General features: G+C 31.6%; 16 protein-coding genes. All 16 read left to right on the forward strand.

Annotation, left to right across the window (positions count from 1 at the left end; all coding sequences use genetic code 11):
- Window positions 1-21 precede the first annotated feature (21 nt).
- Entirely contained in the window at window positions 22-726 is a 705-nt protein-coding gene (locus B3040_RS18545) for an MIP/aquaporin family protein (RefSeq protein WP_017414197.1), read from the forward strand.
- Between the two features lie 481 nt (window positions 727-1,207).
- Window positions 1,208-2,641 (forward strand): NAD(P)/FAD-dependent oxidoreductase, encoded by a 1,434-nt coding sequence (locus tag B3040_RS18550; RefSeq protein ID WP_291576576.1) that lies wholly within the window; start codon window positions 1,208-1,210, stop codon window positions 2,639-2,641.
- Between the two features lie 28 nt (window positions 2,642-2,669).
- Window positions 2,670-3,929 carry an NAD(P)/FAD-dependent oxidoreductase gene (locus B3040_RS18555; RefSeq protein WP_291576578.1) on the forward strand — a complete coding sequence of 420 codons (1,260 nt, stop codon included), beginning with the start codon at window positions 2,670-2,672 and terminating at the stop codon, window positions 3,927-3,929.
- Between the two features lie 4 nt (window positions 3,930-3,933).
- A complete protein-coding gene (locus B3040_RS18560; RefSeq protein WP_291576580.1) occupies window positions 3,934-4,302 on the forward strand; it encodes a DUF1667 domain-containing protein in 369 nt (122 codons plus the stop codon).
- A 54-nt stretch (window positions 4,303-4,356) separates the two neighbouring features.
- A complete protein-coding gene (locus tag B3040_RS18565; protein ID WP_349679189.1) occupies window positions 4,357-4,902 on the forward strand; it encodes a glycerol-3-phosphate responsive antiterminator in 546 nt (181 codons plus the stop codon).
- Window positions 4,903-5,495: 593 nt separating this feature from the next.
- Complete coding sequence (locus B3040_RS18570; protein WP_291576584.1) at window positions 5,496-6,137, forward strand: hypothetical protein; 642 nt, start codon at window positions 5,496-5,498, stop codon at window positions 6,135-6,137.
- Between the two features lie 219 nt (window positions 6,138-6,356).
- Complete coding sequence (locus B3040_RS18575; protein ID WP_291576587.1) at window positions 6,357-6,659, forward strand: hypothetical protein; 303 nt, start codon at window positions 6,357-6,359, stop codon at window positions 6,657-6,659.
- 63 nt (window positions 6,660-6,722) lie between these two features.
- Window positions 6,723-7,994, forward strand: a complete 1,272-nt coding sequence (locus B3040_RS18580) for an ATP-binding protein (RefSeq protein ID WP_291576589.1) — start codon at window positions 6,723-6,725, stop codon at window positions 7,992-7,994.
- Window positions 7,995-8,837, forward strand: a complete 843-nt coding sequence (locus tag B3040_RS18585; RefSeq protein ID WP_291576590.1) for a response regulator — start codon at window positions 7,995-7,997, stop codon at window positions 8,835-8,837.
- 378 nt (window positions 8,838-9,215) lie between these two features.
- Window positions 9,216-10,619, forward strand: a complete 1,404-nt coding sequence (locus B3040_RS18590; RefSeq protein WP_291576592.1) for an alanine/glycine:cation symporter family protein — start codon at window positions 9,216-9,218, stop codon at window positions 10,617-10,619.
- Window positions 10,620-11,186: 567 nt separating this feature from the next.
- Window positions 11,187-12,251: a YbjQ family protein gene (locus B3040_RS18595; RefSeq protein WP_291576594.1), complete on the forward strand. Its 1,065-nt coding sequence runs from the start codon at window positions 11,187-11,189 to the stop codon at window positions 12,249-12,251.
- Window positions 12,252-12,749: 498 nt separating this feature from the next.
- On the forward strand, window positions 12,750-14,501 hold the full coding sequence (locus B3040_RS18600) for a DUF4153 domain-containing protein (protein ID WP_291576596.1): 1,752 nt from the start codon (window positions 12,750-12,752) through the stop codon (window positions 14,499-14,501).
- 245 nt (window positions 14,502-14,746) lie between these two features.
- On the forward strand, window positions 14,747-15,853 hold the full coding sequence (locus B3040_RS18605; protein ID WP_291576686.1) for an MBL fold metallo-hydrolase: 1,107 nt from the start codon (window positions 14,747-14,749) through the stop codon (window positions 15,851-15,853).
- 86 nt (window positions 15,854-15,939) lie between these two features.
- Window positions 15,940-16,368, forward strand: a complete 429-nt coding sequence (locus B3040_RS18610; RefSeq protein ID WP_291576598.1) for a GTP pyrophosphokinase — start codon at window positions 15,940-15,942, stop codon at window positions 16,366-16,368.
- Window positions 16,369-16,489: 121 nt separating this feature from the next.
- Entirely contained in the window at window positions 16,490-17,113 is a 624-nt protein-coding gene (locus tag B3040_RS18615) for a HutD family protein (protein WP_291576600.1), read from the forward strand.
- Between the two features lie 99 nt (window positions 17,114-17,212).
- Window positions 17,213-17,434: a YdbC family protein gene (locus B3040_RS18620; RefSeq protein WP_291576603.1), complete on the forward strand. Its 222-nt coding sequence runs from the start codon at window positions 17,213-17,215 to the stop codon at window positions 17,432-17,434.
- Window positions 17,435-17,568 lie beyond the last annotated feature (134 nt).

The following is a 17,568-nucleotide window of genomic DNA, read 5'->3' on the forward strand; positions in this document are numbered from 1 at the left end:
ATTTGAGGGGATGGGGTTTATATGTCACATTTTTTAGCTGAAATTATAGGTACAATGATACTGATTATACTTGGGGATGGAGTTGTAGCAAACGTAGTTCTTAAGAAAACTAAAGGTGAAAACTCAGGGTGGATAGTTATTACAGCAGGTTGGGCTTTTGCAGTAATGATTCCTGCATTCATATTTGGGGGGATAAGTGGTGCTCACTTTAATCCTGCATTAACACTTGGTCTTGCAGCCATTGGAAAGTTTGCTTGGGCAGAAGTTCCAATTTATATAGCTGGTCAATTTATAGGTGCATTTTTAGGAGCAGTTGTAGTATGGCTTCATTATTTACCACATTGGGCAGCTACTGAAGATAAAGGTGCAAAATTAGCAGTATTTTCAACTGGACCTGCAATAAGAAATACCTTTGCAAACTGTATGGCAGAATTCATAGGAACCTTTATTCTTGTATTTGGAATTTTAGGTTTAGGTGAAGTTAGTTTAGCACCTGGAATAGGAACTTTAGCAGTAGGTTTCTTGATTTGGGTAATTGGACTTTCTCTTGGAGGAACTACAGGTTATGCTATTAACCCTGCAAGAGATTTAGGACCACGTATTGCTCATGCTGTTTTACCAATAGCAGGTAAAGGTGACTCTGACTGGGGATATGCTTGGATTCCAGTTGTGGCTCCAATACTAGGTGCTATAGTTGCAGCCTTGACTTTTGCAGCAATATTCTAGAAAGAATATATAGGAGAAGCTATACAGGAGTTAACATTGCATCACTTAAGGCATTAGGCAAAGAATAGAACAAATTATCAACCTATAGCCTATAGGTTGATAATTTGTTTATGAGTTTATATATGAACTGAAACAATTCATATTATAGTGAGTAAGAGCTTTAATTTGTTTAAATCGTACCCTCTATTGGGTTGAATAAGAGGTTTAAAAGGAAAAAATAAAACTTTTAGAATAAATCCATTAATAAATTTAAATCTTTAAACTCATAGATTTTCCAAGGGATTTATGATATAATTAAAATATAATTTAATAAAAACATTAACAGGCAGAGATATGAGAGCCATGATGTTAAGAAAGCTTATTCAGTAAGCTTCTTTCTTCATGGCTCTTTTTTTATAAATATTTTTGCTTTAACAAAAATGAGGATGTAAGAATAAGTAAATATATAAAGAAAATTTAAAGTAATGGATGGAGGGGCAATATGTTTGATGTAACAATTATTGGTGCTGGAGTTATTGGATGTGCAATTGCTAGGGAGTTATCAAGATACAAATTAAACACATGCGTGGTAGAGAAGAGTGCTGATGTAGCATCAAGTACTTCAAAGGCTAACAGTGGTATAGTTCATGCAGGGCACGATGCAAAACCAGGAACTTTAAAGAGCAAGCTAAATATAAAAGGAAATCCTATGTTCGATGAACTATCTAAGGAATTGGATTTTCCTTTTATAAGAAATGGTTCTATGGTTTTATGCTTTGATGAAAAGGATATAAGGGAGCTTGTTGAAATAAAAGAAAGAGGACACAAGAATGGAGTAGAGGATATTAGATTATTAACGGGAGAAGAGGTAAGAAATTTGGAGCCTAATGTGTCACAAGGGGTAGAGGCAGCATTGTATATACCAAGTGGAGGAATTGTATGTCCTTATGAAATGACTGTGGCCTTAGCAGAAAATGCTTACCATAATGGAGTGGAATTTAGATTTGAAACAGAGGTTAAAAAGGTTATAAAAAATAAGGACTCCTTCCTAATTAAAACTAATTTTGAAGATATAGAAACAAAAGTGGTAATAAATGCAGCAGGTTTGTTTGCAGATGATATAAATAATATGGTTAGCTCTAGGAAGATAACTATTGTTCCTAGAAAGGGAGAATACTGCTTATTAGATAAGGCTGTAGGAGAATTAGTTAAGAGCACCTTGTTCCAGCTTCCTACTAAAATGGGGAAGGGGGTATTAGTAACCCCAACAGCAGATGGAAATCTTTTAATAGGGCCTAATGCTATTGATTTAGAGGATAAAAATGATGTAACAACAACTCAGCAAGGTATGGAGGATATTATTTTGAGGGCAGGATTAACCTTAGATAGAGTTCCTACAAATCAGATAATCACAGCTTTTGCAGGACTTAGAGCTCATAGCATTGAGGATGATTTCATAATTGGTGAAGCAAAAGATGTTAAAAACTTTATAAATGTGGCAGGAATAGAATCACCTGGCTTAACTAGTGCACCAGCAATAGGAAAAATGGTAGAGGAAATGGTGGTTAATATATTAAACCCAGAGATAAACAAAAACTTTAATCCTGTAAGAAAAGGAATTCCTAAGTTTAGGGAAATGAGCAATGAAGAAAGAAATAAACTAATAGCAGAGAATCCTTCTTATGGAAAGATCATTTGTAGATGTGAAACTGTTACAGAAGGTGAAATAATTGATGCTATAAGAAGACCTCTTGGGGCAAGAACCTTGGATGGAATAAAGAGAAGAACAAGAGCCGGTATGGGAAGATGCCAATCAGGATTTTGCAGCACAAAAATCGTAGAAATCTTAGCTAAGGAGCTAAAGGTAGATCCAACAAGTATAACTAAGTTTGGAGGAAGTTCAAGAATATTAATAGGAAAAAACAAAGAGGTTTAGTTTCTATGTTATAGAGGAGGTTTATTTTATGCAATATTATGATCTAGTAGTAATTGGAGGGGGACCTGCAGGCCTTGCAGCAGCTATAAAGGCACGGGAAGAAGGAGTTCAGAATTTAATTATATTAGAAAGAGATAGTGTACTTGGAGGTATATTAAATCAATGTATTCACAATGGTTTTGGTCTTCACACCTTTAAGGAAGAGCTTACAGGTCCAGAGTATGCAGAAAGATTTGTTGAAAGAGTAGAAGAGCTAGAAATTACTTATAAATTAAATACTATGGTATTAGACTTAACAAAGGATAAAGTCATTACCATAGTAAATGAAGAGGATGGAGTAACTGAAATTCAAGCAAAGGCTGTAATCTTAGCGATGGGGTGCAGAGAAAGACCTAGAGGGGCAATTAACATCCCTGGAAGCAGATGCTCAGGAATATACACAGCTGGAGCTGCACAAAAGTTTGTTAACATTGAAGGGTATATGCCTGGAAAAGAAGTAGTTATATTAGGTTCAGGAGATATTGGACTTATAATGGCAAGAAGAATGACTCTGGAGGGAGCTAAGGTAAAAGCTGTAATAGAACTAATGCCTTATTCAGGAGGACTTAAAAGAAATATAGTGCAATGCCTCGATGATTTTGGAATTCCACTTAAGCTAGCTCACACCATAACAGATATAAAGGGTAAGGATAGAATAGAAGGGGTTACTGTAGCTAAGGTAGATGAAAGTAGAAAGCCTATACCAGGTACAGAAGAATATATTTCCTGTGATACCCTTCTTCTTTCAGTAGGTTTGTTACCTGAAAATGAACTTTCTAGGCAATCACAGGTGACACTTTCTTCAATAACAGGAGGACCAGAAGTGAATGAAAGTCTTCAAACTAATATTGAAGGAATATTTGCTTGTGGTAATGTGCTTCATGTTCATGATTTAGTTGATTTTGTTACTTTAGAAAGTTATAGTGCTGGAAAAAATGCAGCGGAGTATATAAAGGGTAAAAGATTTAATAAAAAAGGAATAGAAGTGGTAGCCACAGAAGGGGTAAGGTATACAGTTCCTAAGTATATCAATGCTGAAAATATAGAAGAGTTAATTGAGCTTAGATTTAGAGTAGGAAATGTCTATAAGAACAGCTATGTATCTGTATATTTTGATGAAGTAAGAGAAATTCAGCTAAAGAAAAGAATACTTGCTCCTGGAGAGATGGAAACAGTTAAAATTACTAAGGATATGCTAGCTAAGTATCCGCAGTGTAATAGGATTATTGTAAAAATCGAGGAGGCATAGTATCATGAGTATTATAAGGGAATTAATATGTATAGGATGTCCAATGGGATGTGCAATGCAAATAGAGTTAGAAGATGAAAAAGTGGTAAAGGTTACAGGTAATCTTTGTAAAAGAGGGGAAACCTATGGTGAGAAGGAATGTACTAACCCTACTAGAATAATCACCTCTTCTGTAGAAGTAGAAGATGGAGAGTTTAAAACAGTGCCAGTGAAAACTGAAAGAGATATACCAAAGGAAAAGATATATCAGTGCATTCAGCTTTTAAAAGGAATAAAGGTTAAAGCCCCAGTTAATATTGGAGATATAATTATTGAAAATATAGGAGATACTGGGGTAAATATTATTGCAACGAGAAAAGTAGAGGCAGTGTAGAGTTTTTATAGAAAGGGGATTTGGGGGTTGAGTAAAATAAGTGATTTAACTGAAATGCTAGTAGAAAATCCTGTTATTGCAGCTATCAGGAATAATGAAAACTTAGAGGATGTTTTAACTAGCAAAGCTCAAATAGTTTTTGTGCTTTATGGAAATATATTAAGCATAACTGACATTTGTGCAAAGCTAAAAAAAGCAGGTAAAACCATATTTGTACACGCAGATTTGATTGATGGACTTAGAGGGGATAAGGTAGGGATTGAATTTATAAATAAGTATTTAGCTCCAGACGGAATAATTACCACCAAGGTTAACTGCATTAAATATGCAAAACACTTGGGGCTTTACACCATACTAAGAATATTTATTATAGATTCTCTTTCAATAAAAACAGGAGTGAAAAATATACAGGAAACACAACCTAGTGCTATTGAAATTATGCCAGGGATAGCTGGTAAGGCTATTAGGAATTTGAAAAATGCAACAAATGTACCGATTATTGCAGGAGGGCTCATTGATAAGAAGAAAGATGTAATAGATGCACTTTCAGCAGGTGCTGTTGCAATTTCCACAACTGCAGAAGATTTATGGAAAATGTAAAAGAGTAGGTGCTTTGGGGTTCACCTACTCTAAAGGACTAAGGAGATAGTTTTGTTAAAGTACAACTTATTATGAATGGGTTTGTAATTACTATTATACAATAATTATTATTAATTACAAGTAGCAATTAATAAAGTTGCTGAAGTTAACAGTTTATTCATATATAAAAGTGAATTTGGTTAAACAGCTAGTACATGAAAAATTATACTTTCTATAGGGGACCAAAGAATAGACTTTAATTTATTTATGAGTTTATTTTGGTTCCTTTTAATTTTTTAAGCAATAAAATAAAAAGAAGAATATATTTCAATAAAAACCCTACCATTTCTACTTAACAGTGGAGATTAAGAAATTTTAATTAATTTTATTTAAAATCCTTAGGACCTAATTTAAAAAATCCTCAGTACAACCTTTCATTGAGGCTACTTCATAATTTCTAGGAAACAAATTATAAAACATTGAATAAGTTAATGTAAGGAAACTTTGGATTTAGAGATTAGGTATATAGATGGAGAAATACCTTAATACCTAGTTTTAAAGCTGAAGAATGAACCAATGCTATTGTTTTCTATTAATAAAATGGAGGAGAAATCGTGGATGGATTAAATTGTAAGTCTTTATACCATAATGGGGATGAAAGATTTCTTTTATTTCTTTATAAGAGAGAAAAAGCGCCGATTTATGATTTGTATTTTGTGAATAAAAGTGGTGAAAATCTAACAAAAGTAGAGGTCACAAGAAAACATTCAACTTATAACAATTTCCTAGAAGCTAATTTTGTTGACACAATTGGAACTAAAGTAATCAGAAACATAGGAATAGAAGAGCAAATACAAGTAGGGGATATTAAGGAGCAGGATAATAAGGTAGATGACTTTGAATTTATATTTAACATATATTTAGAGGATGAAATAGTAAGCTTTAGCAAGATTATAAATAGAAAGAAACTTTTACTAGGATTTATTGAAGTAGGAATTGAAAGTGCGAAAAATGGGTTTAATATTATGCAGGAAACCAAAGAAGTAAAAGATAGTAGTTTTTCTATGGATGTTATTGTAGATTATTTTGAGATAATGCTAAAAAGTAAATCCTCGTCAATGGCAGAAGAGGAGTGGTTAGAGCTAATGAAAGCTTTTAATTTGCTAAAGCCCTACATCTATGAATATGAAGATACAATTGAAACAGTAATAGACACTAGCCTAATAGATTGGCAGAATTACTTTAGTGGAGAGTAGGAAGAACTATATTATAGAACAGAAAAGGGTGAAAAATAAAAAGTTAAGTGATCTTAAATATTACCTTTAAGTTTTTATAAAATCTATAACATTAGTCTTCTTATGATTTGGTAAGAAGACTTTTATTATGATATACTAAGAATTGACAAATAATTTTAAGTATTTCTACAACAGTAATTGCTAGAAATTTAGAAGTATATTAAAGGAGATGCAGATAGTATGAAACAAATTACCTTAGAACAAGTTTTTCAAGTGCTTGATGAGAAGAAAAATTCAAATTTAGTGGTGATTGTTAATGCCTATGAGCTGGATACAGTTTATTGTATTGATGAATTTAACTACGAGATTTTAGAAGAAAGACATGGAAAAACCTTAAGATTAATAAGTAAAAATGGACATAGGGACTACTATGACTTTCATGGTGTCTATGTTAGCTTGAAAGATATAGCAAAGATTTCTACCACAGAGGATACAATTTACATATATTTAATTAACCAGTTAGTAAAGCTGAAATTTAAGTAGACTTTAATAAGATTATTAAGAATTAAAAATTAGGAAGTATGAATTATGCTAGGATGTGTTTAGGTGGAGCTTTTAAAAAGAATAATAGGTGCTGCAGCTATAGTTTCTATAGCATCACAAATTAACATTGGAATAATGGACACAGACTTTAGGGTTTCTGCAGGAATAATATTTCTTGCAGTTTTCCTTTATCAGTATAAAAATTTCAAACCCGTTTCTATGGGGATTTTATCAGGAGTAACGGTTTATATTCTTAGAGGAGCAATTCACTTTATAGGAACTGGAACTCTTAAGGGAGTTATATTTTCATATCAACTTGAGATACTTTTTTATACATTTTATGGAGCAATTTACGCTTTATTAATAAGAAAAACTGGGGAAGAAAATCTAAATAAGGTATTATTAGTCCTAATTGCTAGTGACATAGGAGCAAACCTAATTGAATTAGGTGCAAGAGTAATTATGGGGACTTCAAAGTTCCATGGAAGGATTATATTAACTTTATTACTAGTGGCAGTAGTAAGGTCTTTTATTGTGTGGCTAGCCCTAACTTGGATCAAATATTATAAGGTTCTTCTTATGAAAGAGGAACATGAAAAAAGATATACAAGACTTTTATGGCTCACTGCTCAACTCAAGTCAGAAATGTATTGGATGGAAAAGAATATGGATAACATTGAAAGAGTAATGGCTAATTCTTATTCATTATTTGAGGAAATAAGTAGTGAAGGACAGAAAGGAACTTTGGAAGATAAGTCCCTAGCTATTGCCAGAGATGTTCATGAAATAAAGAAAGAATATCAATTAGCTATTCGAGGAATAAGGGAACTTACTGAAGATAAACAGGTTGAAGGCGGTATGGATTTTAAGGATATAATTACTATTCTTCATGAAACTTTAAAAAGAGAAGTGAGTCGTAGGAATATGGACGTGAAATTATCTTTTGAACTTGGGGAGTCCTTTTATACTTCAAAGCATTACTATCTTATGTCCATATTCAGAAATTTACTAATTAACAGTTTAGATGCAATAGGGGATTCAGAAAAAAGAGAAAGTCTTAGCTTTCAGCATAAAGTTAAAGAACAACACCACATTTTTACAATATCTGATACTGGCTGTGGAATAGAAGAAAAGAGTTTAAGTTTAGTTTTTTCTCCTGGATTTTCTACTAAGATAAATTATACAACAGGAGAAATAAATAGGGGACTAGGTCTAAGTGTAGTTCAGCATATTGTAGAAAAAGAATTAAAAGGAACAATAACTGTAAACTCTACAAAGGGTAGGGGAGCCAACTTTGTAATTCATATACCCAGACATTCTTTAGAGGTGATATAAATGAACATATTTATTGTAGAAGATGACATTAACATAATAAGAGTATTAGAAAGAATAATAACAGATAGAGGACTTGGTAATTTATTTGGATATTCTAATGATGGAGCTAATGGAATGAAAGAAATTCAAAGGTTAATTCCTGATATTGTCTTAGTAGACTTATTAATGCCAGGAAAAGATGGAATTAGCCTAGTTAAAGAAGTAAAGACTATGTACCCTGAAATTCAGTTTATTATGATTTCTCAAGTATCTTCTAAGGATATGATCGGAAAGGCCTATCAGAGTGGCGTAGAGTATTTCATCTCTAAACCCATTAATGCAATAGAGGTAGAAAGTGTTATAGGCAAGGTAGGAGATAAGCTTAATGTAAACAGGAAGCTAAGCCAAATCCAAAGCTTATTTACCAATGATAGTAATGAAAATAAGGAAAAAGAGAAAAACAATAATAGAAGTGAAAAAATAAAGAGGATAATGAGGATAATTGGAATTTCAGGAGAAGCAGGAAGTCAGGATATACTTAATCTTATAGAACACTTAATTCAAAGCAAAGAAAGTGTTGAGGATTTTACTATAAGAGAGCTTTGTAGTAAATTTACAGATCAAACTAAAACCATGGAACAAAGAATTAGAAGAACTGCCATGGTTGGAATGATAAACCTTGCAAATCTTGGTATAGAAGATTATATGAATGAAGTGTTTATTGAATATTCCAATGGACTATATAACTTTGAACAAGTAAAAACAGAAATGGATTATATAAGAGGAAAAAGTAAAAAAAGAGGAAAAGTAAATCTTAAAAAGTTTATTGATGGAATGGTATTTTATAGTGGCAATAATGGTTAAAAAACTCCGCTAAGAGGGCTAGGCTCTAAGCGGAGTTTTTTTATTTATATTCTATTAATGAAGGTGAAGTTTCCACCCCCCCTAGTGAGCTTCAGGTATAAGTTCAATTGGGAAAATTGCATTGAAGATATATGAGTTGCAATATTATATATACATTGCAAAATAATTTTAGGTAACTTATATAAAATAGAATGAAAAATGGAATTAAATATATTCATGGAGTATCTTTATTGAGTTCTATATATTAAAAATATTTATAGGTTTTATTAAATAATAGAATAGATAAAAATAGAGAGCTTTATGAAACCTACTGAAGTTTTTCGAAACTTACTGAATATAATAAATTTACTAAATCTTAAGAAAGAAAGGGGATAATATATGGAATTAATTAATATTATTATTGAATTTGTGAATATGATTCTATGGGATTATGTATTAATTATTGCTCTTTTGGGCATTGGAATTTTTATGACAATAAAATTAAAGTTTCCGCAATTCACCAGACTGTTTCCAGCATTAAAGAAAATGCTTTCTGGTTTAACAAATAAAGAAAAGGGTGAAGAGGGGAAAATGACACCTGTTCAAGCTTTAGCAACTGCAGTAGCTGCACAAGTTGGTACTGGTAATATAGTAGGAGTTGCTACAGCCATTGCAGCAGGAGGTCCTGGAGCAGCCTTTTGGATGCTAATATCTGCCTTCTTTGGAATGGCTACAATATTTAGTGAAGCAGTGCTTGCACAAAAATATAGGGAAACTAAAGATGGAGAGTTGGTAGGGGGACCTGCTTATTACATTAAGAATGGGTTGAAATCTAAATGGCTATCAATGGTTTTTGCTGTAGCTTGTATTATAGCATTAGGAGTTGTAGGAATAATGGTACAATCTAACTCAGTAGCAGGCTCAGTTAGTAATGCTTTTGGTATTCCATCAATTAGTGTAACAATTGGTCTTGCTATAATAGTAACTTTAATATTAATGGGTGGTATGGGAAGAATAGCATCCTTTGCAGAAACAGTAGTACCAGTTATGGCACTTGCTTATATAGTAGGAAGTATTGTCATAATACTTATGAACCTTGGTAATTTTATACCAGCAATAAAAAGTATATTTATTGGAGCTTTTTCACCAAAGGCCATTGGTGGTGGAACTCTTGGAATAGCTCTTCAGCAAACTATAAGATATGGTCTAGCAAGAGGACTATTTTCAAATGAAGCTGGTATGGGTTCAACACCACACTCACATGCGGTTGCTGATGCTAAGCATCCAGCTGAGCAAGGTTTTACTGCAATGATAGGAGTATTTATATCTACTTTTTTAATTTGTTTATCTACAGTAATGGTAAACCTTGCCTCAGGGGCATACGACCCTAACATATCAGCAGTAGAAATGACTAAAACTGCAACTATAATGACTCAGAATGGTTTTGCCTCAGGGTTTGGGACCTTTGGAGGAATGTTCCTTTCAATATGTCTTTCCTTTTTCTCTCTAACAACAATAGTTGGATGGTACTTCTTTGCAGAATCCAACGTAAAAGCTGTATTTAATTCTAAAAAGATAACCCTAACTACTTTTAAAGTTGTTGCTATAGCAGCTTTAGTGGTTGGAACTTTAATAGATGCAACTTTTGTATGGAAGCTAGCAGATATGTTCATGGGTATCATGGCAGTACCAAACATAATAGCATTATTCTTATTATCGAAAGAAGTATGCAAGATACTTGAGGATTATGATACTGTTACAAAGAGAGAAAAAATTATTAAAGCTAACAAGATAGCCTCTTAAATTATAAAGGTTAGAATTACTAGTATGAAAATATTAGTAGTTCTAACCTTTTAAAATTATGTAAGGATTTATTAGAGAACCTTAATAAATATTAAGGTGAATTTAATAGCTAAGTACGGCTACAACCCGCATAAACACTATATATTTTTATAAATATGTATTCTTATGAAGAAATATTTATAAGAATATTACTTAAAATTAAGATTTATTAATTTATAAATATTTATTAATATCAATATATATACTTATAAAGTTGCACTTTATTAAGTTTTTGGGCAATAACTATAGGTTTATAGCAAATATAGTACATAAGTTATCTAAAATAATTTTGTTAGATTCATGCTAATGGAATCATTTTCAAAATTAAGGAATGTTTACTATGATATGATTAAATGATATAATTTACATAATTTGTATCCATAGTAATATTTATGGAGCCTGCGTTTTTTTCATGTAATTCATTATGAACAGTAAACAGTGACAAGTCAAAGAAATACATTGAAGATTTGGGTAGGGATATATGCTTAAGATTAAATATTTTATAAACGGTATATGGGGGAAGAGGTAATGAATAATAAAGTTTTAGTTAGTTCAACAAATACACTAGAGGGATATGAAATTAAAACCTACTATGGACTATGCTCTGAGCGTATAGTTGTAGGAGCCGGAGTATTCTCTGAATTTTTTGCTGGATTTACAGATTTATTTGGAGGAAGATCCAGACAGTTTGAGGAAAGATTAAAGGAATTATACGATATAGCTATGGAAAAGCTAACAAAGTCAGCAGCTTCAATGGGAGCTAATGCACTTTTAGGAGTAAGACTAGACATTGATGAAATTAATGGCAAAGGCACACAGATGTTTATGATCAATGCAGCGGGTACTGCTGTGCTAGTAAATAAAACCACTGATGATATAAATAATGAAGAGGCTTTACCTGAGGAAAAGGGAAAAATCCTAGGATATGATTTAAGAAAAGAGATAATAAGAAGAAATGCAATTAAAAGGTTGGATGAAAGTGACAATAGAGATGATGTTTTTGACGGATTAAAAACATTAATAGAAGAGGATATTTTACTTCCAATAGATTATGTTTTAAATCTTACTACTAAAGAAACTTACCGCTATGCAAGGCTCAGTGATACAAATTTTGCTGAGTATCTAGAACTATACTATGGTGAGGAATTTAACAAAGGACTAAATGAGTTTTTATTAAAGTGTAATGAGCACAGTTACTTATATTTTGAAATTTATAATTTATTTGCAACTCCAGATTATGCTTCCCTATTAGAGTTATTGGACAAATTGCAAGTACAAGTGATAATAAAGGTAGTATTACCTGTACTTTTAAAATATAAGAATTCCTATAGTGTTGAAGATATTGAAAACTTAGAGAAGATTTTTGAAAAACTTAAAAAGGTAAGAAATAATGAAATAGTTGAGGTATCAAAAGCTTCCTTTGGTAAGGAAGTTTGGGTATGTAGTTGCGGTAAAAGAGTAGATATTCATAATGACTATTGTGCTTGTACAAAAGGTAAAAATGGGTTAACAGCTAAAGAAAATGAATTAATTGAAAAAACAAAAAAACATATTGGAGATATCAAGGATGCTTTAGCGGTTGAGTTGTTATAGAGTAATGTATAACAACTACCAAGGTTGATGGAAATTAATTTTCAAACAAACTGAGGTATTCAACCATACACAAACAATCTATAATTTTTCCTGAACATACCCCAGTTTTTTACTGGAAAAATAAATTTATAACGAACATGTAAATTTAGAACATCTTTTGCAATGATTATTATCATATCTATTGAAATTTAAAAGCTAGAATATATTAAAAACACCAGTACATAAGCAACTGGTGTTTTTTAGAGTAGCATATTTTTTTTATTATATGCTAAGGATGTACGTAGAATTCTTCATATAAGAAACCACTCACAATATTTTAAGAGCTATTGGGAAAGCATACAGATATGGTTAAATAAAATTACTAGGCTATACTGAGATTTTATCAGCAAATGTAATAACCTATGAGTACATCAATAGTTCTGACTTTAGAGGAAAAGTTTAAAAACGTATGATATAATAAGTTATGAGAATATTCAATTTAAAAAAGGAGGGGATAGCATGAAAATAAAAGAAACATTGTTTGGTATTATTACAGGACTTAAAAATAGTTTAAAAAGATTCCCTTTAACAATAGGAGTCTCAACCATTTGTGTTATTTTAATGATTTATTACACAGAGGTGGGTCTAAAATCAAGTGAAAACTTTAGGGAAACCCTCAGCAGAGTTATTATGATTTATACCCTTGGAATACCACTTTCTCTTTCAATAAAAGTATTCTTTGAGAGAAAAGAAACTTATAAAAACTCGTTACTTTATACAGCCTTTATAATTGGAGGAATAATACTTGCACTGTATTATTATATTTTCCTTCCAGATTTACACATGGTCTCTATTACAAGATATATTGGCATAAATCTAATATTATATTTAACTTTTATATTTATACCATATCTTTCAAACAATGATAGTTTTGAATTATATGTTATAAGAATTTTAACTAGATTCTTTACCACAGTAGTTTATTCAATGGTTTTATTTCTTGGACTGGTAGCCATCTTATTTACTATTGATGAGTTATTAGGTGTTAATATTAGAGGAGAAATTTATATATATTTTTGGTTTACTGTAGTGGGAGTTTTTGCACCTTCCTTCTTTTTAGCAGGAGTGCCGGTAAAGAATGAAAAACTAGAACTAGAGCATTATCCAAAACTTTTTAGAGTTTTAATACTATATATTGTAATGCCTCTTATTTCAGTGTACACAATAATTCTATATATATATTTTGGGAAAATAATTATTACAACTCAGTGGCCACAAGGACTAGTTTCTCACTTAGTGCTTTGGTATTCGGTTATAAGTGTTTCAGTTTTATTCCTTATTACCACCTTATTGGCTAAAAATAATTGGGCAAAGAGATTTATGCAGGTATTTCCTAAAGTAATTATCCCACTTATAGTTATGATGTTTATTTCTATGGGAATTAGGATTAATGCTTATGGAGTAACTGAAAATAGATATTACGTTGTAGTCCTTGGCATATGGGTACTTTTAGTAATGGTATATTTTTCACTTGCTAAAAAAATGAGAAATATAATTTTACCTGTATCCCTAGCTATAATAGTCTTTATTTCTATCATGGGTCCTATAAGTGGTTATTCCATTTCTAAGTATAGTCAAAATAAGCGATTTGAACAAATTCTTGCTAGAAATAATATGTTAAAGGAAAATCAATTAGTTAAAGCCTCATCTACAATTTCTGAGGAAGATAAGCGTGAGTTAAGTAGTATACTTAGGTACTTTGACTTAAACCATAAGTTGAATAATATAAAGTGCTTACCTACGGATTTTAAACTTAACAATATAGAAGATGTTTTAGGCTTTAAATTAAGTGATGAATATAATAATTATAATGAAAAATATTTCAATTTTAACAGTTGGGGCTCTGGTGACCCCTTAGATATAAAGGGTTATGACTACCTTTTTGATGTTAGAAGTGTAAAAACTAGTGATTCTGAAGAAGGGCAATTAGCTATTAAGTATGACTATGAAACAAGTATAGTTAAAATTTATATGGATTCTAAAGAAGTATATTCAAAAGATTTAACAGACTATGTTAATACTCTTTTAGAAAAGTATGGAACAAAACAGATGGAAAAAGGTTTGTCTCCAGAAGAAATGTCCTTCGTTGATGAAAACAATAAGATAAAAGTTAAAATTCAGTTTTATAATATATCTGGAAGAGTAGATAGTTTTTCAGGTAAAATAGATTCAAAGGCTTTAGAATATAATATTTTGGTAAAAATAAAATAAAAAATAATAAATAATAAATGGTGTAGCATATTACATGTTACACCATTTATTTGTATATGTAGACTTTTATATCAAACCAAAATTATCGGAATTAATATGAGGTTTAATATAAAAATAATCATAAGCTTAATATTGAAAAGGTGGCCTTAAAGGTATATGATAACTTAAAAAGCAAGTAAATCACTAAATCTTTACAACTTATTTAGCTAAAATGTGGTATAAGTATGGGAGGAAACATGAAAAGGATGATTTTATATTTATTGATTTTTTTATTTATATTAATCGTAGTTGTTGTGTTGTTCTTAAGCTTGAACCCATCCTTTGGAGGAACACCAACTAGAGAAGAGAGAGAAGCTTATAATAACTTAGGCAATTATGCTGAGGGTAAGTTTATTAATTCTCTGCCTACAAAGTTACTTACAAGTTCATCAAGTTATTCTGAAGAAGGTAAGGATTCTAAAGAAAGACCTAAGGAGAGCAGTCCTAGTGTTGAAATTCCAATTGAAGAGATTAATTGGAACAAAATTAAAAGCAAACAAGATAGTTTCACTTGGTTTGGTCACTCTACATTTTTAATTAGTATTGATAATAAAAAGATATTACTGGACCCTATGCTTGGATCTATAGCATCACCAGTTTCATTTGTGGGTGTTAAAAGATATAAATATAGTGAAGATATGATGAATATTATTGATGAGATGCCAAACATAGATGCAGTTATTATTTCACATGATCATTATGATCACTTAGATTATAAATCCATCCTTAAGCTAAAGAATAAAGTATCGCATTTCCTTGTTCCTCTTGGGGTAGGCTCTCATTTAGTTTCATGGGGTATTCCTAAGGATAAGATTACAGAATACAATTGGTGGGAGGAAAAATCCTATGAAGGGTTAACACTTGCTTTGGCACCATCTAGACATTTTTCAGGAAGAGGACTGTTTAATCGAAATAGTACTTTATGGGGTGGATGGGTGATCCTTGGGAAAAACACACGGTTATATTACAGTGGGGATGGAGGTTATGGACCTCACTTTAAAGAAATAGGAGATAAGTACGGACCTTTTGATATAACCTTGATTGAAGGTGCTCAGTATGATAAGCGTTGGGCAAATTCTCATATGATGCCAGAACAAGCTATTCAAGCAAATTTAGATGTGCAGGGCAAGAATATGATGCTTATGCATTGGGGAGCATTTACCCTTGCCAATCATGGTTGGAAGGAGCCTATAGAACGAGGACTAAAAGAGGCTAATAAATCAGGGGTTAACCTTCTAGTGCCTAAAATTGGTGAAATCGTTTCTTTAGGTTCAAATCTTAAAAGTAATGATTCTACATGGTGGGATTTTTAGCTTGTTAATATAAGGGAAACTAAAACTTAATTAATTGATTCATAAAAAATCATTATAATTATTTAAGATAAACGTGGAGGAAAAAAGTGAACAATTTATTGGAGGTCGCAATAAAAATAGCAGTGCAGGCCCATAGTGGGCAACTAGATAAAGCTGGGCAGCCTTATGTACTACATCCTTTGAGGGTAATGCTTTTACTAAGTGACGAAAAAGATAGAATCGTAGGTGTGCTTCATGATGTAATTGAAGATACAGATATTACTTACGAATACTTAAAAGCAAATGGCTTTGAAGGTGAAACGGAAATCCTTGAAGCGTTAGAAAGTGTTACAAAAAAAGGAGGAGAGACCTATGATGAATTTATAGATAGAGTGTCACTAAACTATATTGGGAAAAGAGTAAAGCTTGCAGACTTGCAGGATAATATGGATTTAAGCAGAATACCAAAGCCTACAACAAAGGACTTTAAAAGATTAAAGAAATATGAGGAAGCTAAAGCAAAATTGAGTAAGTAGTTAATAGATATGAGTTCTCACTGACGAAGCTAGTGGGTAAAAAGATGCTCTTACTGAAGAAAAAGACAGTTTTAAGTTTTAAGTTTTAAGAAGATTTTAAACTATTAGGGGGGGGAACATAATGTGTTATTCAATTGAGTTAATTAGAAAAGAGGAACAAAAAACAACAAACTGGTCAGGGGGAACCACTACAGAATTAGCTATTTATCCTAAGGATTCAAAGTATAGTGAACGTAATTTTACGTGGAGATTAAGTTCAGCAGTAGTTAAGGATGAAAAGTCTACCTTTACTTCACTTAGAGGAATTTGGAGATTTATAATGGTGTTAGAGGGAGAAATGACATTAGAACATGAGGGAAAATACACTGTCCATTTAAAACCCTTTGAACGAGATAGTTTCAGTGGTGAATGGGTAACAAAAAGCACTGGTAAGGTGAAGGATTTTAATTTAATGATGTGTAGTGGGTGTGAAGGTAACATAAGTGCCGTTGAACTTAGAAAAAACGGGGTGTTTGAAGTTAAAGAAGAGGTTTCAAGAAGCAGTAATAAAGGTAAGAGATTAACAGAGGCTTTTTACTGCGCTAATGGAAATGCCTTAGTCAATATTGATGAAAGAAAGATTAATCTTAATGAGGGGGATTTTTTTCTTATTAATGTTGAAAATAATTTAGATTTCATAGATATAAAGGTTAGTTGTTTAGAAGAACAAGGAGCTAAAATTGTAAGAGCTAGAGTATTATATTAAAGAAAATCATTAAAAAGCTTTGATATTGTTTATTATAGGTATTTGGATTTACATAAGGGGTGTTATAAATACCTACACTATTGAAAGGTGGAATTTGTTATGGCAGAGATTAAATTTGAAATTAAAGAAACTCTAGGAGTTGTTTCTGAATCCTCAAGGGGGTGGAAGAAAGAGCTGAATCTTATTTCTTGGAATGATAAGGAGCCAAAGTTTGATTTAAGAGAATGGGATCCAAGTCATGAAAAGATGGGTAAGGGAGTAACATTATCTAGAGAAGAATTACAGAAGTTAAAAGAGCTTTTAAATAGTATGAGTATATAAAATGTTAGGAGGATCTATACTATGGATTCTCTTTGTTTTTTATTGAGAAAAATAGTCACCTTCAAAAGTCAATCTTTAAGATAAATTTATTCATCATTTAATAAAAATCTAGTAATCTCCTAATTGACAGTCAC

It is taken from the genome of Clostridium sp. UBA4548 (genome assembly GCF_002387895.1).
Taxonomy (GTDB): domain Bacteria; phylum Bacillota; class Clostridia; order Clostridiales; family Clostridiaceae; genus Clostridium_J.